Origin of the sequence: Bradyrhizobium diazoefficiens (assembly GCF_016616885.1) — a bacterium.
Lineage (GTDB): Bacteria > Pseudomonadota > Alphaproteobacteria > Rhizobiales > Xanthobacteraceae > Bradyrhizobium > Bradyrhizobium diazoefficiens_F.
The window spans coordinates 1,147,379-1,167,981 of the sequence record NZ_CP067102.1 but is presented as its reverse complement, the minus strand read 5'-3'; the positions used below and the strand labels follow the sequence as shown (position 1 = coordinate 1,167,981).

General features: G+C 64.2%; 15 protein-coding genes and 1 tRNA gene. 9 read left to right on the top strand and 7 right to left on the bottom strand.

Features of this window, described 5'->3' with window-relative positions; translation table 11 throughout:
* Positions 1-25 precede the first annotated feature (25 nt).
* From JJC00_RS05435 to cpdR, 3 genes are all read right to left on the bottom strand, one after another.
* Complete coding sequence (locus JJC00_RS05435) at positions 26-253, bottom strand: DUF2945 domain-containing protein (protein WP_200471703.1); 228 nt, start codon at positions 251-253, stop codon at positions 26-28.
* A gap of 201 nt (positions 254-454) precedes the next feature.
* Positions 455-529: transfer RNA gene (locus tag JJC00_RS05430), tRNA-Val, on the bottom strand.
* 75 nt (positions 530-604) lie between these two features.
* Positions 605-964 (bottom strand): cell cycle two-component system response regulator CpdR, encoded by a 360-nt coding sequence (gene cpdR, locus JJC00_RS05425; protein WP_007597092.1) that lies wholly within the window; start codon positions 962-964, stop codon positions 605-607.
* A gap of 326 nt (positions 965-1,290) precedes the next feature.
* On the opposite strand from cpdR, the gene JJC00_RS05420 reads away from it, so the two are divergent.
* From JJC00_RS05420 to JJC00_RS05410, 3 genes are all read left to right on the top strand, one after another.
* Positions 1,291-2,181 carry an N-formylglutamate amidohydrolase gene (locus JJC00_RS05420; RefSeq protein WP_200471702.1) on the top strand — a complete coding sequence of 297 codons (891 nt, stop codon included), beginning with the start codon at positions 1,291-1,293 and terminating at the stop codon, positions 2,179-2,181.
* Between the two features lie 525 nt (positions 2,182-2,706).
* Entirely contained in the window at positions 2,707-3,489 is a 783-nt protein-coding gene (gene hisN / locus JJC00_RS05415) for a histidinol-phosphatase (protein ID WP_200471701.1), read from the top strand.
* A 122-nt stretch (positions 3,490-3,611) separates the two neighbouring features.
* Entirely contained in the window at positions 3,612-4,406 is a 795-nt protein-coding gene (locus JJC00_RS05410) for a dienelactone hydrolase family protein (protein WP_246774090.1), read from the top strand.
* A gap of 42 nt (positions 4,407-4,448) precedes the next feature.
* Here the strand turns inward: JJC00_RS05410 and JJC00_RS05405 are convergent, their stop codons facing one another.
* A complete protein-coding gene (locus JJC00_RS05405) occupies positions 4,449-5,342 on the bottom strand; it encodes a LysR substrate-binding domain-containing protein (protein ID WP_200471700.1) in 894 nt (297 codons plus the stop codon).
* Positions 5,343-5,438: 96 nt separating this feature from the next.
* On the opposite strand from JJC00_RS05405, the gene JJC00_RS05400 reads away from it, so the two are divergent.
* A complete protein-coding gene (locus JJC00_RS05400; protein WP_200471699.1) occupies positions 5,439-6,191 on the top strand; it encodes a sulfite exporter TauE/SafE family protein in 753 nt (250 codons plus the stop codon).
* A gap of 29 nt (positions 6,192-6,220) precedes the next feature.
* Here JJC00_RS05400 and JJC00_RS05395 read toward each other — a convergent pair whose 3' ends face one another.
* Positions 6,221-6,853, bottom strand: a complete 633-nt coding sequence (locus JJC00_RS05395; protein WP_200471698.1) for a LysE family translocator — start codon at positions 6,851-6,853, stop codon at positions 6,221-6,223.
* A gap of 228 nt (positions 6,854-7,081) precedes the next feature.
* Between JJC00_RS05395 and JJC00_RS05390 the strand changes: the two genes are divergently transcribed.
* Both JJC00_RS05390 and JJC00_RS05385 read left to right on the top strand, forming a co-directional pair.
* Positions 7,082-8,872: an adenylate/guanylate cyclase domain-containing protein gene (locus JJC00_RS05390; protein WP_200471697.1), complete on the top strand. Its 1,791-nt coding sequence runs from the start codon at positions 7,082-7,084 to the stop codon at positions 8,870-8,872.
* A 165-nt stretch (positions 8,873-9,037) separates the two neighbouring features.
* The gene (locus tag JJC00_RS05385; protein ID WP_200471696.1) at positions 9,038-11,845 is read left to right on the top strand and encodes a di-heme-cytochrome C peroxidase; all 2,808 of its coding nucleotides are present in this window, start codon (positions 9,038-9,040) and stop codon (positions 11,843-11,845) included.
* A gap of 56 nt (positions 11,846-11,901) precedes the next feature.
* Here the strand turns inward: JJC00_RS05385 and JJC00_RS05380 are convergent, their stop codons facing one another.
* A complete protein-coding gene (locus JJC00_RS05380; RefSeq protein WP_200471695.1) occupies positions 11,902-12,849 on the bottom strand; it encodes an alpha/beta fold hydrolase in 948 nt (315 codons plus the stop codon).
* Between the two features lie 236 nt (positions 12,850-13,085).
* Here JJC00_RS05380 and JJC00_RS05375 point away from each other — a divergent pair, with 236 nt between their 5' ends.
* Entirely contained in the window at positions 13,086-13,547 is a 462-nt protein-coding gene (locus JJC00_RS05375) for an Hsp20 family protein (RefSeq protein WP_200471694.1), read from the top strand.
* Positions 13,548-13,699: 152 nt separating this feature from the next.
* Positions 13,700-14,470, top strand: a complete 771-nt coding sequence (locus tag JJC00_RS05370) for an alpha/beta fold hydrolase (protein ID WP_200471693.1) — start codon at positions 13,700-13,702, stop codon at positions 14,468-14,470.
* Positions 14,471-14,528: 58 nt separating this feature from the next.
* On the opposite strand, the gene JJC00_RS05365 is transcribed toward JJC00_RS05370, so the two are convergent.
* Positions 14,529-15,281 carry a hypothetical protein gene (locus JJC00_RS05365; RefSeq protein ID WP_200471692.1) on the bottom strand — a complete coding sequence of 251 codons (753 nt, stop codon included), beginning with the start codon at positions 15,279-15,281 and terminating at the stop codon, positions 14,529-14,531.
* 487 nt (positions 15,282-15,768) lie between these two features.
* Between JJC00_RS05365 and gltB the strand changes: the two genes are divergently transcribed.
* Positions 15,769-20,502: a glutamate synthase large subunit gene (gene gltB, locus JJC00_RS05360; RefSeq protein ID WP_200471691.1), complete on the top strand. Its 4,734-nt coding sequence runs from the start codon at positions 15,769-15,771 to the stop codon at positions 20,500-20,502.
* Positions 20,503-20,603: the final 101 nt, after the last annotated feature.

The window sequence follows — 20,603 nt, the reverse complement described above, 5'->3', positions numbered from 1 at the left end:
TGGGTGGGCTTGCGGCGGCGTGAGATCAGGAGTGCAGCAGCCGTAGCGCCCGGCCCTTGTGCAGAGCGACGTGATCGGTCTTGTCGCTCTTGATCTCGTACTGGGGATCGTCCGCCGTCGCGTGGTGGACGTATCCCTTGTAGTCGACGTCCTTGGTGTGCACGCGCAGGATATGCCCGCGCACGCGGCCGGCCTCGGAATTCCAGCTGACGTGATCGCCGCGCTTGAAGGACCTGTTGGAGGCTTTGGGCATGGCGGAACAATGCCGGGCGTGCGGGCGCGTTCCAAGGTGAGGAGCAAGACGCACCAGTCCGTCTACGCTCTTCGAGCTACGCCGGACACGCTTCGTCTTGGGATGAGTGAAGCGTGCCTTGCCTCGCCGTACGGCGGCAGCCCGCCTGCGCCCTATGGGCTTCGGCGCGGCATCCTTCACTCGGCTATCGCGAGCGAAGGATGGTGGGCACGACAGGGATCGAACCTGTGACCCCTACCATGTCAAGGTAGTGCTCTCCCGCTGAGCTACGTGCCCTAATAGTCCACTTACGTCGGGTGGGGTCCCTATAACGGCTCGGGGGAGCCGGTGCAAGGACGGAAGGGGGCCAATTTAGGCGGCCAGCATCTTGTTCACTTCGCTCACCAATTCGCGCAGGTGAACGGGCTTCGACAGCACCTTGGCGTTCTTGGGGGCGTCCGAATCCGAGTTCAGGGCGACCGCGGCGAAGCCGGTGATGAACATGATCTTGATGTCGGGATCGAGTTCCGAGGCCCGGCGGGCGAGCTCGATACCGTCCATCTCCGGCATCACGATGTCGGTCAGGAGCATCTCGAACGGCTCTTCCCGCAACCGCTGATACGCGGCCATGCCGTTGTCATGGGACGAGACCTGAAAACCGGCGTTTTCCAGCGCCTTGACCAGGAAACGGCGCATGTCGTTGTCGTCTTCGGCGAGCAGGATTTTTGGCATGGCAGGAACGTCGATCCCCAGAGGATATGCAGAGGTCACTAAGCCCGACAGAGGGTAAATTTCGGGTGAAAATCTTTACCATGGGCCCGACCGGCGCGACCCCTTGTGAACCCGAATGCAGCATGAATCAATCGAGTCGCGCCTGCACATCCCCGCCTCCCTGCCCGCACGGTTAAGACATGTTCCAGCGCCGATCACATCTTTTCGCTTGGCAGAATGGTTGCGATTCCGGACAATGACGACACATAAGAGCCGCTCGACCGGCCGAATCACTCGATCTGGACCCATGCTGGATCGCGCGGCGTGAAGGGACGAAGCCTGAGAAGATGACCCGGTTTGACGGCGACGCGTCGCCAGCCTTCGAGATCGCGGAGCCCGCCGAGTGGCGCGCGCCTGTTATCTTCAACTCGCCCCACTCCGGCTCGACTTACCCGGACGAATTCCTCGCGGCGTCGCGCATCGACCTGCCGCAACTTCGGCGATCCGAAGATTCCTTCATGGACGAGCTGATCGGCCATCTGAGCGATCGCGGCTTTCCGACCGTGCGGGTGAACTTTCCCCGCTCCTTTGTCGACGTCAATCGCGAGCCCTATGAGCTCGACCCCCGCATGTTCACCGGCCGACTGCCGAGCTTTGCCAACACGCGCTCGATGCGGGTCGCGGGCGGGTTAGGCACCATTCCGCGCGTGGTCGGCGACGGCCAGGAGATCTATCGCGACCGCATCCTGGTCGACGACGCGCTGGCGCGGATCGAGACGCTGTACAAGCCCTATCATCGCGCGCTGCGCCGGCTGATCAACAAGGTGCACCAGATGTTCGGCACCGTGGTGCTGGTCGACTGCCATTCGATGCCGTCGGTCGGCGTCAGCAGGGACGAGCCGCGCCGGCCCGACATCGTGATCGGCGACCGCTACGGCACGAGCTGCACGCCGCTGCTGCCCGACCGCGTCGAGGAAACCCTGACGGGGCTCGGCTATTCGATCGGCCGCAACAAGCCCTATGCCGGCGGCTTCATCACCGAGCATTACGGCAACCCGGCGAGCGGGCTGCACGCGGTGCAGCTCGAGCTCAACCGCGCGATCTACATGGACGAGCGCCGCCGCGAGCGCGGTCCGCGCTTTGCGCAAGTGGCGAGCGACTTCGGCGTCCTTGCCGATGTGCTGGCGACCACGATCCCGTTCGGCGATCTCGGCCCGTTCCAGGCCGCGGCGGAATAGACGCGACTCTTTCTCGAACGATCGTGCTGTCGGCGGGAGGTGCGAATGCGTTTTCGCTTCGCGAGCGTACGCGCGCTAAACTGAAAACAGAGCCCCAAGAAAAAAGGGCCGCTTCTGATGAAGAAGCGGCCCAAGTCTAGGGAGGAAACGCCCAAGGAGGGCAGCGGTAACGCGAGAAGCGCTACCGCACCGCAACAATATGCGGCCGCGCCGCACAAAGTGCAAGGGCTTTTGAGCCATTTCCCATGCAAAAACACATGGCTCATTTGCTTCCAGCGAAATCCAGATTCAGTTTCTTTGATAAGGAATTTCAATGGGTTGATAGTCATTTGCATACGAACGAGGCATTCAAGGAACTAAGTTCTCAACACTGTGATCGATATTTGGCCAGCATATGGCTCGCCTGAGGCAGACGGTATCCGCATCCAAAATACCAGGGTGCAAATCAAGACAGCGCTGCACGCGAGAGGCGAATTGAGCTAGGCAGATAAAAACTTCACCCTACTTTCGTTTTGAGGATGCGTCGTGACGGTGATCGACTTCTCAGCCTTCATCGGACGGCTTGCCACCGTCTCCGGCGAAACCATCCTGCCTTTCTTCCGGACCTCGCTGTCGATCGACGATAAGAGCAAGACCAAGGATTTCGATCCGGTGACGGAAGCCGACCGCGCGGCGGAGGCGGTGATGCGGCGGCTGATCAAGGCCAGCTTCCCACAGCACGGCATCGTCGGCGAGGAATTCGGCAATGAGCGCGAGGACGCCGACTATGTCTGGGTGCTCGACCCCATCGACGGCACAAAGTCCTTCATCGGCGGCTTTCCGATCTGGGGCACGCTGATCGCGCTGCTGCACAAGGGCACGCCGGTCTACGGCATGATGCACCAGCCCTTTATCGGCGAGCGCTTTTCCGGCGACAACGGCTCGGCCAACTATAAAGGCCCCTCCGGCGAGCGCCGGCTTCAGGTCCGCCGTTGCGCCTCGCTGTCGGAGGCGACGACCTACACCACCTCTCCGCTGCTGATGAACGAGCGCGATCGCGCCATTTTCGGCCGAATCGAACAGGGTGCGCGGCTGTCGCGCTATGGCGGCGATTGCTATTCCTACTGCATGCTCGCGGCCGGCCATGTCGATCTCGTGGTCGAGACCGAGTTGAAGCCTTACGACATCGCGGCGCTGATCCCGATCGTGACCGGCGCCGGCGGCGTCGTCACCACCTGGGAAGGCAAGCCGGCCCAGGGCGGCGGCCGCATCGTCGCGGCCGGCGACGCCAGAGTTCACGAGGAAGCACTCAAACTGCTCAACGGGTAGGCCGCGCCCCACGTACCTGCGCCACGGAACCACGGGCCTGTCTCGCATAGCACTGCTCTCACAATCTGGCGCAGCGATGCCCGGCATGGCAATGTAATTGCCTCAAACCGCAGGAGGTCAACATGCGGACGACGATACTGGGCGCATTGTGCGCCGTCGCAATGGTTACGAGCGCCAACGCGGCCATCAAAGAGGAGCCGATCACCTATACGGACGGCGAAACAACGATGAAGGGCTTCGTCGTGCACGACGACGCCAGCGAGGCCAAGCGCCCCGGAATCGTGATGGTGCATGAATGGTGGGGCATCACCAATCACATCCACAACGAGGCACTGAACTTCGCGCAGAAGGGCTACACGGTCTTCATTGCCGACATGTATGGCGATGCCAAGACCGCCGACAACCCGAAGGACGCTGGCGCGCTCTCGGGTTCGGTGATGAAGAACACTGCGACGATGGAGACACGCTTCAAGGCAGCGCGGGACCTGCTTGCCAAACAGGCTTCGGTCAACCCCCAGCGAATCGGCGCGATTGGTTACTGCTTCGGCGGCGAGGTGGTCTTGAACATGGCACGTGCCGGCGCCGACCTCGCCGCGGTTGCGGGCTTTCACGCAACCCTTGGTCTCAATACGCCTGCGCCAGCGCCAGGGGTCGTCAGGGCGAAAATCCTGATCCTGAACGGCGCGGCCGACCCCTTCGTGAAGCGCGAGCAGTACGCTGCACTCAAGAAGGATTTCGACGCCGCCAAGGTTGACTATCGGATCATCGAATATCCGGGCGCCGTGCACGCCTTCACGAACCCCGAAGCAACCGAGCTTGGCAAGAAGTTCAACCTGCCGCTCAGATATGACGCCAAGGCGGATCAGGAAGCGACGGCCGAGGCGACCAAGTTCTTCGCCGCCGACCTCCAGAAGTAGACAGAAAGGCCACCTTCCGGGTGGCCTTTTCAACGACTTGCCTCACCTCTGAACCTCGGCGCGCAGATGATCCACCAATTGCCTGGCAGGGCGCGGCAACGCCTTGAAACTGCGGGCGCAGATTGTCAGTCTGCGGTTGGCCCAGCCATCGCGGATCCGGATCGCTACGATCGGCATCGATCGCGCGCAACGCTTCGCCGCAGTTTCGGGAACAACGGCGAGCCCGACATCGGCAGCGACCATCTGACAGATCGCATCGAAATCGCGCAAGCGGGCACGGACGCGCAGTCGCGCGCCGAGCTTCGCCGCATGTCGCGATATATGAACCTGTAATGCGGTCGAGGCCGTAAGCCCGACGAAATCGCAGTCCGTCACCTCCTGAAAGTCGATCTGGCGGCGGCTGCCGAACTCGCTCCGGCGGGCAGCCACCAAGGTGAGCCGGTCTTCGCTGAACAAGAAACGTTCGATGCTGTCGGGCAGCGCGTGCTCCGCGGCAAAGCCGAGATCGGCGGCGCCGCTCGCAATCGCGGTGGCGATATCGGCGCTCTCGCGCTCCTCGACGTCGACGTTGATGTCGGGATGCCCGCGCAGGAAGGTTGCGAGCGCCCGCGGCAGATGCTCCGACAGACCCGACGTGTTGGCAAGCAACAGCACGCTGGCACGAACGCCGCTGGCATAAGCGGCGAGATCGCCCTGCAACGCCTCGACCTGGTGGATCACGACCCTCGCATGATCGAGCAGGCTCTCGCCTGCCACGGTCAACTCGACGCCGCGTCGGCCGCGCTTGAGTAGCGCAACACCGAGCGCATCCTCGAGCCCCTTGATCCGCGCGCTGGCCGAGGCCAGCGCCAGATGCGAGCGCTCCGCGCCGCGGGTGATGCTGCGCTGGTCGGCGACCGCAATGAAGAGCTGGAGATCGACGAGATCGAAGCGCACCGTTGCTTCCTCCAAACTTAGCCTTCGCTATCCGCGAAGGCTGTCTCCGTAACCTCCAGATTGTGCCCAGGCGCGGCTTCGGTCAATGTGCGGGTCATGATCGACCCGCTTCTCATTCTCGTCGCCGCCGTCTTCCTGGTCGCCGGATTCGTCAAGGGTGTCGTCGGGCTGGGCCTGCCGACCGTGTCCATGGGCCTGCTCGCGGTGAACATGGCGCCCAGCCGCGCGATTGCGATCGTGATCGTGCCCGCCATCGTCACCAACGTCTGGCAGACTTTTGTCGGCCCGCATTTGCGCGACATCCTGAGGCGGTTGTGGCCGCTGATGATCGGCACCGTGATCGGATGCTGGCTCAATGCCGGCGCGCTGACCGGCCCCTATGCCCGCTACGGCACCGTAGTGCTCGGCATCCTGCTCGTGATCTACGCCATCATCGGCCTCAGCAAATTCAAGTTCCACGTCGCACCTGAGAACGAGAAATGGGTCGGCGGCGTGGTCGGCGTGATCACCGGCGTGATCTCGGCCTCGACAGGCGTGCAGGTGATCCCCTCGATGCCGTTCATGCAGGCGATCGGGATGGAGAAGGACGAGCTGGTGCAGGCGCTCGGCGTGTTCTTCACCACCGCAACGCTGGCGCTCGCCTTCAACTTGACTACCGGCGGATTGCTGACGCCGGCCAATGCCGTGCCGGGCGCCGTCGCCATGGCCATGGCCTTTGCCGGCATGTTCATCGGCCAGACGGTGCGGGCGAAAATGCCGGCGGAAGCGTTCCGCCGCTGGTTCCTGGTCGCGATGATCCTGCTCGGCGTCTATCTCGCCGGCAGCGCGCTGCTGAAGGAATTCGCCTGAGGCGAGATCCGCTCATCCGTTCGGATGAGCTACCGCGTCTGCAGCATGGCGACGCGGATGCCGAGATAGATGAAGAGACCGCCGAGCGCGCGGTTGACCCGGGCGATCACGCCCTCGGACTGCCGCAGCCGGTGGGCTGCCCCAGCCGCGAACGCTGCCAGCACCAGACACCACAACGTGCCCGTAAAGATGAAGATCAGGCCGAGCGTCAGGAAGGCGAGCGGCTTGTGCGGTGCATCGGCTGCGACGAATTGAGGCAGGAAGGCCAGGAAGAACAGCGCGACCTTGGGATTGAGCGCGTTGGTGAAGACGCCCTGCAGGAAGACCCGCCGCAGCGAGCTCCGCTCGGCCTCGTCCTTGACCGCCGCAAGCCGCGGCCGCGACCACAGCATCTGGAGGCCGGTCAGGACGAGATAGGCTGCGCCGACCAGCTTCAGGATCGAGAACGCGGTGGACGAGGCCATCAAAAGCGCCGAAAGGCCGATCGCGGCGCCCGCGACGTGGAAAAAGCAGCCGCAACTGATGCCGAAGGCCGCCGCCGCCCCGCCGCGCCAGCCCATCTGCATGCTGCGGCCGATCACATAGACCGTATCCGGCCCCGGCGTGAGGTTGAGCAGCACGCCCGATAGGATAAAGAGCCAGATTTCGTGAATGCCCAGCATGAGAAAGGCCCTCCCGCCGCCCGGCCGGGCGGTCTCAAGGGACTGGCCTTAATCGGTTCGCACCCCGCCGTCCACCACCGGGAATGCTTAGGATTTGCGTCGAATTTGCAATGCGGATCATACTTTCGCTCGGCCTCATCTGCTCTATAAAGGCACGGTTCTTGAAATGCAGGATTCGAGGCGACTGCCACGCCGTGGCCGGTCCCATATCCCTTGGAGCTCCGGATTATGGAAAGACGTCTGGCCGCCATCGTCTGCGCAGATGTCGCCGGCTATTCGCGGATGATGGGCAGCGACGAGGCCGGCACCCATGCCGCCTTCAAGGCCCATCGCAGCGCGATCCATCCGATCATCCTCAATCACGGCGGCCGCGTCGTCAAAAACACCGGCGACGGCTTCCTGCTGGAATTCCCCTCCATCGTCGGCGCCGCCGAGGCCGCGATCGCGATGCAGGTGCTGATGGCGGAGCGCAATCATCATCTGCCCGCCGACCGCGCCATGCAATTCCGGCTCGGCATTCATATGGGTGACGTCATCGCCGACGAGGACGAGGTGTTCGGCGACGATGTCAATATCGCCGTCCGCCTCGAATCGGTGGCAAGCCCCGGCGGGTTTGCGATCTCGGCCAAGGCCTACCGCGAGGCCAGCAAGCATCTCACCGTGCCGCTGGTCGACGCCGGCAACCACCGCTTCAAGAACATCAAGGATCCGGTCGGGGTCTTCACCTGGTCGCCGGAGGGTGCGCAGGCCGCGCAGGTCATGGATGCCCCGGCCCTGGCGCAGCAATACCGCACCGCGATCGTCGGCGTGCTGCCCTTCGCCAATCTCAGCGACGCCCAGGACGAATATTTCTCCGACGGCCTGACCGAGGACCTGATCCACGCGCTGTCGCTGCAATCGTTCTACCGCGTGCTGAGCCGCAACTCGACCTTCGCCTTCAAGGGCAAGAACGCGAGCACGCGCGTGATCGCGCGCGAGATCGACGCCACCTATCTGATCCAGGGCTCGGTGCGGCGCGCCGGCGCCAAGATCCGCGTCACCGCCGAGTTGATCGCGCCGGAGACGGGCGAGCAGCTCTGGACCGGCCGTTACGACCGCGATATCGGCGACCTCTTCGCGATGCAGGACGAGATCACGACCAATCTGTCTGCGGCCATCGCCACCGAGATCGTCCGGGCCGAGGCCTCCGCGCCCGCGCGCCCCACCAACGACATCACCGCCTGGGACCGCTTCCTGAAGGGCCTGTCGCATTACTACCGGCAGACCAAGGAAGATCTGAGCACGGCCGTCGACCTGTTCCGGGAGGCGATCACGCTCGATCCCAAACTGTCGATCGCGCATGCCTATCTGGCCACGATCCAGATCCAGAGCATCCAGTTCGGCTGGGTCAAGGGCACGCGCGAGATGTGGGCCGAGGCGATGCAGCACGCCGAAACCAGCGTGCGGCTCGACCCGCGCTCGTCGTTCGCATTCTCGATCCTGTCCTGGGCGCATGCGATGGAAGGCCATGACGAGGCGGCGATGGACGCCGCCAAGCGCGCGGTCGCGCTCAACCCCTACGACATGGGCGCGCGCGGCGTGCTCGGCATCTGTCATTTCGTCACCGGCGAGCACCGCCAGGCGATCGAGCTGTTCTCGATGGCCGCCCAGCGCGACAACAGCGACCCGCGCTATCAATGGGCGGCGCTGAACGCCTTCAGCCACTATCTCGTCCGCCAGTATGACGCGACCCTGTCGTGGGCCCGCGAGCAGCTCTACGTCAATCCGAACCACATGCAGGCGCTGGCGATCCGCGCCGCGGCACTGGCGCAATTGGGCCGGACCGGCGAGGCGGCCGAGGCGACGGACGTGCTGATGAGCAATTACCCGACCCTGAATGTGGACCGCCATTTGCGGAATTTTCACTGGAAGCGGGCCGAGGACATCGCGCATTATCGCGAGGGGCTGCTGAAGGCGGGCGTGCCTGCCTCCAAGCTCACTCTGGTCCAGAGCGGCATCAAACGCGCCGCCGAATCCTGAGGGCGGATCACGGCTCCTCGCGTCTGCTTTATTGACACAAGAGTGAATTCAGCCACACTTCGCCACACGCTGAAGTAGTATAGCCTGCTGTCTGTTTGTTAGGACTTTCTGCGCTTGATCGGCGCGTCTGCATTTCACGATTCGCTGTTTTCAGGATTTTGGGCCATGAACGACCGCCCCTCGAAGCCCCCCTTCGACCCCTCGATCCAGGTTTCGCCCAACAATCCCTGCCCGTTCCTGCGCGGCCTTGTCGGCGAGGGTCTTGTCGACGGCGGGACCGTCCCGCTCCGGACGCTGTCACAGACCATCGCGAATGCAAGCGGCGAGGCGGGGCTGAAGAAGGCCTCGGCCCGCGTTCAGGTCCGCGGCGTTGCGCTCATCGCCAATGGCGCCTGTCACATCCTGCAAAGCATCTTCTGGGGCGCGCAGCTCAATGCACTGCGCGGCGGCCCGCTCGACAAGCTCGGTGCCGGCTCGCGCATCCTCGGCGTCGACGGGCGCGTCAACGAAGACGAGATCGCGCGGCTCGCCGGTTTCGGCGGCACCTATGCCGATCCCGATGGCGGCACCGAGACCGGGCTCAATGCCTCGCAAATCCAGACCTTCATGGACGACAATCTCAAGCGCGCCGGCAATCAGTCGCGCTGGTACTACCCGATCCTGATGAAATTCGAATGGCCGGTCCTCCTCAAGATCATGGGCAAGGGTCAGGGTGATGACCGCTATCTCAGCGTGGCCGAGGTGAGGACATTGTTCAACGAGCGCAAATTTCCTGACCGGATCACCCAGCGGGTCGTCAGCCAGCCGGTCACTCCGCCCTCGCTCATCTTGCGCGTTGCTGGCGGTCTTGTCGCCGCGCTCCTCGTCTTTGGCGTCGTGGCGCTGCGCTTTCCCGATCAATTCCAGCCGATGCTGCCCGGCATCCTCGGGGACTTCGTGACGCCGCCATTGCCTGAGCACGTCGAGCCCCGGGCCGCGTACTGGCTCGAGCAAAACTGGGCGCTGGAGGACCGGCACTGGTTTCATCACGCCAGCCAGGGCACCGCCACCTTCCCGCTGCCCTATAGCTGGTTCATGGCGCTCGAGCAGCCGCGGCTTCATTTCTTCGCCAAGCCCGGGATGCTGCATGACAGCGACCATCTGCAGCGCTTCGGCTTCATCCCCAGCCCGCAGACGATCAACACCGACGACGCCACGTTGCGCCGGTTCGGCTATGCCAACGTCTACGACAAGACGAAGCCGGTGCCGGCGCGGCTCTGGGACCCGCCGGTTAACTGGGGCAGCCAGGCTGAAAACGTCGACGGTCTGCCCGTCGGCTTTGCGCGCATGACCGGCGTGCCCGATCCTGCGACCGGCCAGATCGGCGAGGACCGGATCGGCCTGACCTGCGCCGCCTGCCACACCGGCCAGATCCACTACAAAGGCATTGACATCCGCTTCGATGGCGGCCCGGCGATGACCGACCTGAGAAAGCTCGAGATCACGACCGGCCTGTCGATCGCCTACACGCTCTTCGTGCCGGGTCGCTTCACGCGCTTCGCCGACCGTGTGCTCGGCCCCTCCGCCAGCGATGCCGATCGCGATGTGCTGAAGCAGAAGCTGAGTGCGATCGGCACGTTCCTGGTCGACTGGGAGAAGACCTACAAGAAGATCATCGACGGCAAGACAAGGTTCAACGAGAAGACGAAGCGGGACGAGCAACAGCAGGACACCGAGGAAGGTTATGGCCGTCTCGACGCGCTCAACCGCATCGGCAATCAGGTCTTCTCCCAGGACATGACGCTCAGCGGCCTCGGCGGCTTCGAGAAGAATCTGCATGCCAAGGACGCACCGGTCAGCTTCCCGCCGATCTGGACCGTGCCCTGGCTCAAATTCGCGCAATATGACGCTTCCATCGAACAACCGCTGATCCGCAACGCCGGCGAAGCGCTGGGCGTGACCGCGCTGCTCAATTTGTCCGACAATACGCCCAAGGACGCGCTGTTCCGCTCGTCGATGGACATCAAGAATCTGAACTGGATCGAGGATCTGCTGAAGGGCTCGGCGCCCTATCCGAAAAAGCAGCTCTCCGGTCTGACGTCACCGAAATGGCCGTCGGACATCTTCGGCGATGATGCCTGGAAGATCGATGGCGACCGCGTCAGGAACGGCCGTAAGCTCTACGCGCAGATCTGCGCCGAATGCCATCTTGGACCAGTCAACGATCCCGCCTTCGACACCGAATTTCCGGACCAGAGCATCTGGTCCTCGTCGCGCTGGGAGACCATCGGCAACGACAAATTCCTGAACGAGGTCCAGAAAAGCGTCAAAGGCATGGGAACCGATCCCGCTCAGGCCAGCATTCTGGCGACGCGGACGGTTCAGGTCCCCGGCTTTCTCAAGCTCGATCCCACGCAGAAACTCAATGCCTGGTGGAGCTGCAATCTGCCGGATATCTCTTCGACCGACATGCCATACTCCGTCGGCCTGATGGTGCTCGTCGACATCGTCAGCCGCAAAGCGATGGACGATGCCAAGATCGACCCGAAGGTTCAGAAGGCCTGGTGGGGTGAGCGCAAGAACTGTCCGAATCCCGGTCCGCAGCCGGCCGATGAGAAGGAGCCGGGGCCCTGGTATCGCGCGCGCCCCCTCAACGGCGTCTGGGCCACCGCGCCTTACCTGCACAACGGATCGGTGCCCTCGCTCTACTGGATGCTGAGCCCCGCGGCCGAGCGCCCCAAATCGTTCTGCATGGGTGGCGGTCGCGACTACGATCCGAAGCAGGTCGGCTTCGCGGTCGTCGACGGCGAGAGCTGCAAGTCCGGACAGTCGCGCTTCTCGACGCGAGCGTCTGATGGCACCGAGATGGTCGGCAACAGCAATGCCGGCCACTCGTTCGATGGCACGCCGGGCCCCGGCAAGGACGGCACCGTCGGCCGCGTGCTCAAAGAGCAAGAGCGCTACGATCTGATCGAGTATCTGAAGACCCTGTAGCTCGCCTTCTCACCTCGCCCCGCAAGCGGGGCGAGGTGCGCACCGTCACAGCCCCCTCACTTGAACAGCGGCGTACCCGGCACGAACGCATCAAACGCGGCCCAGAATTGGGAGCGGTAGCGGTCCTGCTCCTGCAGGATCTCGTGCTTCGAGCCGGCGATGACGAGGTGGGAGCCGGCGCGCAAGTGGTAGGCGAACTCCTCGATCGCCGCGGTCGACACCACGGTGTCGCTGGAGGCCGCCAGCATCAGGATCGGCTGGCGGATCTCTGATGGGTAGTTCATGCCCTTGAAGACGTGCATCGCGCGGAAGGCGGTATCGGCCCAGGCGACCGTGGGTGACGCCAGGCCGAGCGTCGGATCCTCCTCCAGGATCGCCGCGTTGCGCGCATAGCGCACGGGATCGCTGGTCAGGGGATTGTTGATGAAGGGCGACAGCCCGGTGAGATGGTCGCTGCCGCCGGGAACGTAACCGCCGCCTCGCCCCAGCATGCGCATCGTCTTCAACAAGGCCCGCACCGGAAACGAGGTGGCGCGACCGGGCAGGTCGATCATTGGCGCGGAGAGCACCATGCGGTCGAACCAACGCTTTTGCGCATGTGCCAACCGCAGCAGCACTGCGGCGCCCATGGAATGCGCCAGCGCGAAGAACGGCGGTGGACAATCCGGCAGCACCACCTGCTGCACGAAGGTCTCGACGTCGATCTCGTAGTCGGCGAAGTTGCGCACATAGCCTTTGCGCGGATCGCGCAGCCGGCGTGAGGAATGGCCCTGCCCACGCCAGTCGAACATTGCCACCGCAAAGCCGCGATCGCGCAAATCGCGCACGGTCTCGAAATATTTCTCGATCTGCTCACTGCGCCCGGTGAAGACGCAGACGGTGCCCTTGCGGTTCGCCGGCGGCGCCCAGCGCGCAAAGCGCAGCTCGACGCCGTCAGGCGTCTTGATGGTGCCGCTGACGACGTCTTCGGGAACGGGATTGGACGGAATCGAGACCAGCGTCATGAGTGGAAGTGCTTGAGCGCCAAGTGCTGTGAATCAAGTGCTGCAAATCAAGGGGTGGGAGCGCCGAAAAGGGGCGAGTCACCGCCCTCTTGAACGCCGTCTGGACTCACCCATATCACTTTGGTGCAGGCCGCTACCAGTGTTTCGGAACCGGAACATCAGGCTGCACACAGACTAAAGCCCGGCCCGATTGGCGGGCGGATTACCTGAACAGTCGCTCAATGGAGGACTTGACCATGCGTACCTACGATCTCACCCCGTTCTATCGTTCCACCGTCGGCTTCGACCGCCTCTTCAACCTGCTCGACCAGACGAGCTCGGACGGCAGCCCCGGTTATCCCCCCTACAACATCGAGCGCACCGGCGAGAACGCCTATCGCATCACCGTTGCGGTTTCCGGCTTCGCCAAGGATGAGCTCTCCATCGTCGCGAAGGAAAACACGCTGACGATCAAGGGCGATAAAGTCGCCAACGAGAACTCGAAATCCGACGTGCTCTATCGCGGCATCGCCGCCCGTGCCTTCGAGCGCGCCTTCCAGCTTGCCGACTTCGTGCAGGTGAAGGACGCCTCGCTGGAGAACGGCCTGCTCCACGTCGACCTTGTGCGCGAGATTCCCGAAGCCAAGAAGCCGCGCCAGATCGCGATCAACACCGGCGCGTCGAGCGCACAGGTGATCGAGAGCTCGGTCGCCGCCTAAGCGCGCATCAACTTTCAGGTTGCGAAAACGCCCCGGTGCCCCGGGGCGTTTTTTCGCTTTGCAGCGCATCACAGGACGGTGAGGATGTGTAACGCCGCCGCCTCGCGCTCCGTCCTTTGGGTATCGCACCCAAAAATGAACGGAGAACGATCGTGACTTTCTGGCGCAGCCTTTTCGTCGCCGCGAGCCTGCTGGCGGCCCCCATCAGCCTCGCTCACGCACAGCCCCCGCAGACCGCGAAGGCGAAGAACGTCGTGCTGGTGCATGGCGCCTGGGCTGATGGCTCGAGCTGGTCGGAGGTGATCCCGATCCTTCAGGCCGCCGGCCTCAACGTTATCGCCGTGCAGAATCCGCTGGGATCGCTCGCCGAGTCGGTCGAGGCAACCAAGCGTGTACTGGCCGAGCAGGATGGCCCGACGGTGCTGGTCGCGCATTCCTGGGGCGGCACCGTGATCAGCCAGCTTGGCACCGATCCGAAGGTCACCGGCCTCGTCTACATCGCCGCGCGCGCTCCCGATGCCAACGAGGATTTTGTGGCGCTGTCGAAGCAGTTTCCGGCGGGCCCTGCGCGCGCCGGCATCGTCGAGCGCGACGGCACCACCAAGCTTTCGGAAGACGCCTTCCTGAAATATTTCGCCAACGGCGTCGCGCCGGAACGCGCGAAGGAGCTCTACGCCGTGCAGTGGCCGACGGCCGCCTCGATCTTCGCCGGACGCACGACGGAGGCCGCCTGGCATTCGAAGCCGAGCTGGTACGCGGTCTCGAAGAACGACGGCACCATCAACCCCGATTTCGAACGCTTTCTCGCCAAGCGCATGAATGCGACCACGATCGAGCTCGATGCCGGCCACCTCTCGCTGGTGTCGCATCCGAAGGAAGTGGCGAATCTGATTCTCGAAGCGGCAGGGTATCCGCGCAGCTGAGGACAGTTGCTGTGACGCAAAAGCGCCCGAGGTCTTCGGGCGCTTTGTTTGCCGATGATTAATCCAACCCCTGCGCCGCCGGCATGTCCTGTGTCGGCAAAATGGTAGAGGCCGACTTGGCCTGGCCGATGGTCGGCGCAGCGGCCTGCGGAGCGGCCTCGGTGGGCTTGGCCTGCACGGCGGCGGTCTGCTGGGCGGGTTGAGCTTGCGGCGTTGTGGGCTCGGCGGGCCTTGCGGCCGCCACTGGCGTCTCGGCGCGCGGCGGAGCGGCCTTGGGCAGAGGGACGGTGCGGCTGGCGACATGCGGGATCGAAGCCGGCGGGCGCGGCGGTCCACCGCGGACCATGGTCGGTGGCGGCAGCGCGCTTTGCGGCCGGTAAGGTGCAACCGAAGGCTCCTCATAGGCCGGCGCCATGCCATAGGCATCAGCGGCCGGCATGAAGCGGATAATCCGGCCGTCGCGGGCATCAATCACGAGCCGGCCGTCGTCGCCGCGGCGGTCGATCACCGCGATGGTGTAGACGGCGCCGCGCAGGCGCGGGATGCCGAGCGGCGAGAAGCCGTTTTCGCGCAGTAGCGCGTAGACCTCGGTGACCGGCAGCAGCGCCGGCGCCGGGCCGCGTTCCTCATAGCCATAGCCGTAACGCGGCGGCGGTGGCGGCGCGGCTTCGCCCGGCCCATAGGGCCCGTCGAAATCCGACACCGCGATCGTGGTCCCGCCAAAAATACCGCTCGCCGGAACTTGTGCCTGAGCAGCGTTTGCAGCTAGCGCCAGCATGGCGGCGGCCACACATCCTGTGAAAAACTTCATGGTCGACACGCTCCTGTCAGGCCCCCCGCTCGCGCTCTTTCGCTTCTTGCGGCGTGGCGCGCCTTTCGAAGGGCTGATCCGAAGCATCATTGGGGATTTCGGCGCCGCTTGGGCCGGATCGCGGCGCGTTTGCTTCAAAACCGGGGCCGCGCGCCATGCGGAAAGCGCTGATTGACACTTTGGGAATCGGGACTTTCGCGCGCTTGTGTGATAGACAAAAATTTGGCAAGGTGATGGTTAGGACAGGAAGACTGTCTCAATTTTGCTTGCGATTCCGGCACAGGGATTGCGGCGAAAATCGGCACTTTCGAGCGCCGGCAAGGTACCAGGCAAAGCCGTTCTCGGGGACGAAGAACGCCTAGGCCTGAATTTAAGAAAATGCGGCTCGCAACGGACGAGCGGTGACCCAGAGGCGGGTGCCGCGGAACGCCCAAGGTGCGCCGAAGATGGCGGTGAGGCAGCTTGCCGCATGGAGAGGATTGGAACAATGAACGGGTCGCAATTCGAGCGCGCAAACATCGTGGCAGAAGAGCTGTCGGCGACGGTCGCCTCGAAAACGACCGATCCGATTCAGGAACACAATTCGCGCCCGCCGGCCGAAGGTCTCTACGACCCGAGCCTGGAGAAGGATTCCTGCGGCGTCGGCTTCATCGCCAACATCAAGGGCAAGAAGTCCCACGAGATCGTCTCGGACGCGCTCAGCATCCTCTGCAATCTCGAGCACCGCGGCGCCGTCGGTGCCGACCCCCGCGCCGGTGACGGCGCCGGCATCCTGGTGCAGATCCCGCACGCCTTCTTCAGCCGCAAGGCCAAGGAGCTTGGCTTCGCGCTGCCTCAGCCTGGCGAATACGCCATCGGCGCACTGTTCATGCCGCGCGACACCGCCTGGCGCAACGTCATCAAGAGCATCATCGCCGACCAGATCAAGGAAGAGGGCCTGACCCTGCTCGGCTGGCGCGACGTGCCGACCGACAATTCCTCGCTCGGCGTCACCGTGAAGCCGACCGAGCCCGCCTGCATGCAGGTGTTCATCGGCCGCAACGGCACCGCCAAGACCGAGGACGAGTTCGAGCGCCGGCTCTACATCCTGCGCAAGTCGATCTCGCAGGCGATCTACCAGCGCCGCGACCGCGGGCTTGCGGGCTATTACCCCTGCTCGATGTCCTGCCGCACCGTGATCTACAAGGGCATGTTCCTCGCCGACCAGCTCGGCAAGTATTATCCCGATCTGCACGAGAAGGACTTCGAGAGCGCGCTCGCGCTGGTTCACCAGCGTTTCTCGACCAACACCTTCCCGGCGTGGTCGCTGGCGCATCCCTACCGCATGATCGCGCATAACGGCGAGATCAACACGCTGCGCGGCAACACCAACTGGATGGCGGCGCGCCAGGCCTCGGTGAGCTCCGAGCTGTACGGCAAGGACATCAATCGGCTCTGGCCGATCTCCTACGAGGGCCAGTCGGACACCGCCTGCTTCGACAACGCGCTCGAATTCCTGGTGCAGGGCGGCTACTCGCTGCCGCACGCCGTCATGATGATGATCCCGGAGGCGTGGGCCGGCAATCCCTTGATGGATGAGAAGCGCCGCGCCTTCTACGAATATCATGCCGCCCTGATGGAGCCGTGGGACGGCCCGGCTGCGATCGCCTTCACCGACGGCCGCCAGATCGGCGCCACGCTCGACCGCAACGGTCTGCGGCCGGCGCGCTATCTCGTGACCAAGGACGACCGCATCGTGATGGCGTCCGAAATGGGCGTGCTGACGATCCCCGAAGACCAGATCATCACCAAGTGGCGCTTGCAGCCCGGCAAGATGTTGCTGGTCGACCTCGAGCAGGGCCGCCTGATCCCGGACGACGAGATCAAGGCCGAGCTCGCGCGCAGCCATCCCTACACGGAGTGGCTGGAGCGGACCCAGATCGTGCTGGAAGAGCTGCCGAAGGTGCCGACCACCGGCGTGCGCTCGAACTTGTCGCTGCTCGATCGCCAGCAGGCGTTCGGGTACAGCCAGGAGGACATCGCGATCCTGATGACGCCGATGGCGGCCACGGGCGAGGAAGCCGCGGGATCGATGGGCAACGACACGCCGATCTCGGCGCTGTCGGACAGGGCCAAGCCGCTGTTCACCTACTTCAAGCAGAACTTTGCGCAGGTCACCAACCCGCCGATCGACCCGATCCGCGAGGAGCTGGTGATGAGCCTGGTCTCCATCATCGGACCGCGGCCGAACCTGTTCGATCTTCAGGGCCTGGCCACCACCAAGCGCCTCGAAGCGCGCCAGCCGATCCTGACCGATGCAGATCTCGAAAAGATCCGCTCGATCTCGGAGGTCGCCGACTCGCACTTCAAGTCGCGCACGCTGGACACGACGTTTCACGCCGGTCTCGGCGCGGCCGGCATGGACCAGGTGCTCGACGAGCTCTGCGCGCGCGCCGAGAGCGCGGTGCGCGAGGGCGTCAACATCATCATCCTGTCCGACCGCATGGTCGGCACCGATCGGGTTCCGATCCCGTCGCTGCTGGCCTGCGCCTCCGTGCATCACCACCTGATCCGCACCGGCCTGCGCACCTCGGTCGGTCTCGTCGTCGAATCCGGCGAACCGCGCGAAGTGCATCACTTCGCCTGCCTCGCGGGCTACGGCGCTGAAGCGATCAACCCTTATCTCGCGTTCGAAACCATCATCGCGATGAAGGACCGCCTGCCCGGCTCGCTCGACGACTACGAGATCGTCAAGCGTTACATCAAGTCGATCGGCAAGGGCCTCTTGAAGGTGATGTCCAAGATGGGCATCTCAACCTACCAGTCCTATTGCGGCGCGCAGATCTTCGACGCGGTCGGCCTCAAGGCGGACTTTGTCGGAAAGTTCTTCGCCGGCACGCACACCCGTGTCGAGGGCGTGGGCCTTGCCGAGATCGCGGAAGAAGCCGTGCGTCGTCATGCTGACGCGTTCGGCGAGGCGTTGGTCTACAAGACCGCGCTCGATGTCGGCGGCGAATACGCCTATCGCAGCCGCGGCGAGGACCATGCCTGGACCGCCGAATCGGTCGGGCTGCTTCAGCACGCCGCTCGCGGCAATTCGCTGGAGCGCTATCGCGCCTTCGCAAAGATTCTCAACGAGCAGTCGGAGCGTCTGCTGACGCTGCGCGGCCTGTTCCGGATCAAGAACGCGGACGAAGAGAAGCGCAAGCCTGTCCCGCTCGACCAGGTCGAGCCGGCCAAGGACATCGTCAGACGTTTCGCCACGGGCGCGATGAGCTTCGGCTCGATCTCGCGCGAGGCGCACACGACATTGGCGATCGCCATGAACCGGATCGGCGGGAAGTCGAACACCGGTGAAGGCGGCGAGGAAGCCGACCGCTTCAAGCCGATGCCGAACGGCGACAGCATGCGTTCGGCGATCAAGCAGGTCGCCTCGGGCCGCTTCGGCGTCACGACGGAGTATCTCGTCAACTCCGACATGATGCAGATCAAGATGGCGCAGGGTGCCAAGCCCGGCGAGGGCGGCCAGCTGCCCGGCCACAAGGTCGACGCGACCATCGCAAAAGTGCGTCACTCGACGCCGGGCGTCGGCCTGATCTCGCCGCCGCCGCACCACGACATCTACTCGATCGAGGATCTGGCGCAGCTCATCTACGACCTCAAGAACGTCAACCCGACGGGCGACGTTTCGGTCAAGCTCGTCTCCGAGATCGGCGTCGGCACGGTGGCCGCAGGCGTCGCCAAGGCCCGCGCCGACCATGTCACCATCGCGGGCTTCGAGGGCGGCACCGGCGCCTCGCCGCTGACCTCGATCAAGCATGCCGGCTCGCCCTGGGAAATCGGCCTCGCCGAGACCCACCAGACGCTGGTGCGCGAGCGGCTGCGCAGCCGCATCGTGGTCCAGGTCGACGGCGGCTTCCGCACCGGCCGTGACGTCGTGATCGGCGCGCTGCTCGGCGCCGACGAGTTCGGCTTCGCCACCGCGCCGCTGATCGCGGCCGGCTGCATCATGATGCGCAAGTGCCATCTCAACACCTGCCCGGTCGGCGTCGCCACCCAGGACCCCGTCCTGCGCAAGCGCTTCACCGGCCAGCCCGAGCACGTGATCAACTACTTCTTCTTCGTCGCGGAGGAAGTCCGCGAGATCATGGCCTCGCTCGGCTTCCGCACCTTCAACGAGATGGTCGGCCAGGTTCAGCTGCTCGACCAGACCAAGCTGGTGGCGCACTGGAAGGCCAAGGGCCTCGATTTCTCCAAGCTCTTCGTCAAGCAGAAGGAAGAGAAGGGCCAGAAGATCTATCACTCCGAGCGCCAGAACCATCATCTGGAGGCAGTGCTCGACCGCACGCTGATCGAGAAGGCGCAGCCCTCGCTCGACCGCGGCGCGCCGGTGAAGATCGAGGCCGTGATCAACAGCACCAACCGCTCCGCGGGTGCGATGCTGTCCGGCGCGGTCGCCAAGATCTACGGCCATGCCGGCCTGCCGCAGGACACCATCCATGTCAGCCTCAAGGGCACTGCCGGCCAGGCGTTCGGTGCCTGGCTCGCCAATGGCGTCACCTTCGAGCTTGAAGGCGAAGCCAACGACTATGTCGGCAAGGGCCTCTCGGGCGGCAAGATCATCGTCAAGCCGCCGGCCAACAGCAGCATCGTGCCGGAAGAGAGCATCATCGTCGGCAACACCGTGATGTACGGCGCCATCCAGGGTGAGTGCTACTTCCGCGGTGTCGCCGGCGAACGCTTCGCCGTGCGCAACTCCGGCGCGGTCGCGGTCGTCGAAGGCGCGGGCGATCATTGCTGCGAATACATGACCGGCGGCATCGTGGTCGTGCTCGGCAAGACCGGGCGCAATTTCGCGGCCGGCATGTCCGGTGGCATCGCCTATGTACTCGACGAGACAGGCGGCTTCGACAAGCTGTGCAACATGGCGATGGTCGAGCTCGAGCCGGTGCTGTCGGAAGAGATGATCAACGCCGGCACCTATCATCACTCCGGTGACCTCGAGGCGCATGGCCGGGTCGACGTGTTCAAGGATCTGCTCGACTCCGACGTCGAGCGTCTGCACGTCCTGATCACGCGCCATGCGAAGGCGACCGGCTCTAAGCGTGCCGCCGACATCCTTGCCAATTGGAAGGAATGGCTGCCCAAATTCCGCAAAGTGATGCCGGTCGAGTACCGGCGCGCGCTGCGCGAAATGGCCGCCAACGCGGACGCCGAGCCGAAAATCGCGATCGGGGCGTAGGAATATCAGCGCCCGTCATTGCGAGCGTAGCGAAGCAATCCAGACTTTTTCCTCGGATACAGACTGGATTGCTTCGAAGCTCACGCTCCTCGCAATGACGG

Excerpts from the sequence above, each read along its gene's own strand:
- cpdR (WP_007597092.1), bottom strand. The coding sequence starts at position 964 with ATGCCAAAAATCCTGCTCGCCGAAGACGACAACGACATGCGCCGTTTC.
- JJC00_RS05410 (WP_246774090.1), top strand. The coding sequence starts at position 3,612 with ATGCGGACGACGATACTGGGCGCATTGTGCGCCGTCGCAATGGTTACG.
- JJC00_RS05385 (WP_200471696.1), top strand. The coding sequence starts at position 9,038 with ATGAACGACCGCCCCTCGAAGCCCCCCTTCGACCCCTCGATCCAGGTT.
- JJC00_RS05365 (WP_200471692.1), bottom strand. The coding sequence starts at position 15,281 with ATGAAGTTTTTCACAGGATGTGTGGCCGCCGCCATGCTGGCGCTAGCT.
- JJC00_RS05375 (WP_200471694.1), top strand. The coding sequence starts at position 13,086 with ATGCGTACCTACGATCTCACCCCGTTCTATCGTTCCACCGTCGGCTTC.
- JJC00_RS05390 (WP_200471697.1), top strand. The coding sequence starts at position 7,082 with ATGGAAAGACGTCTGGCCGCCATCGTCTGCGCAGATGTCGCCGGCTAT.
- JJC00_RS05400 (WP_200471699.1), top strand. The coding sequence starts at position 5,439 with ATGATCGACCCGCTTCTCATTCTCGTCGCCGCCGTCTTCCTGGTCGCC.
- JJC00_RS05380 (WP_200471695.1), bottom strand. The coding sequence starts at position 12,849 with ATGACGCTGGTCTCGATTCCGTCCAATCCCGTTCCCGAAGACGTCGTC.
- gltB (WP_200471691.1), top strand. The coding sequence starts at position 15,769 with ATGAACGGGTCGCAATTCGAGCGCGCAAACATCGTGGCAGAAGAGCTG.
- JJC00_RS05395 (WP_200471698.1), bottom strand. The coding sequence starts at position 6,853 with ATGCTGGGCATTCACGAAATCTGGCTCTTTATCCTATCGGGCGTGCTG.
- JJC00_RS05420 (WP_200471702.1), top strand. The coding sequence starts at position 1,291 with ATGACCCGGTTTGACGGCGACGCGTCGCCAGCCTTCGAGATCGCGGAG.
- JJC00_RS05435 (WP_200471703.1), bottom strand. The coding sequence starts at position 253 with ATGCCCAAAGCCTCCAACAGGTCCTTCAAGCGCGGCGATCACGTCAGC.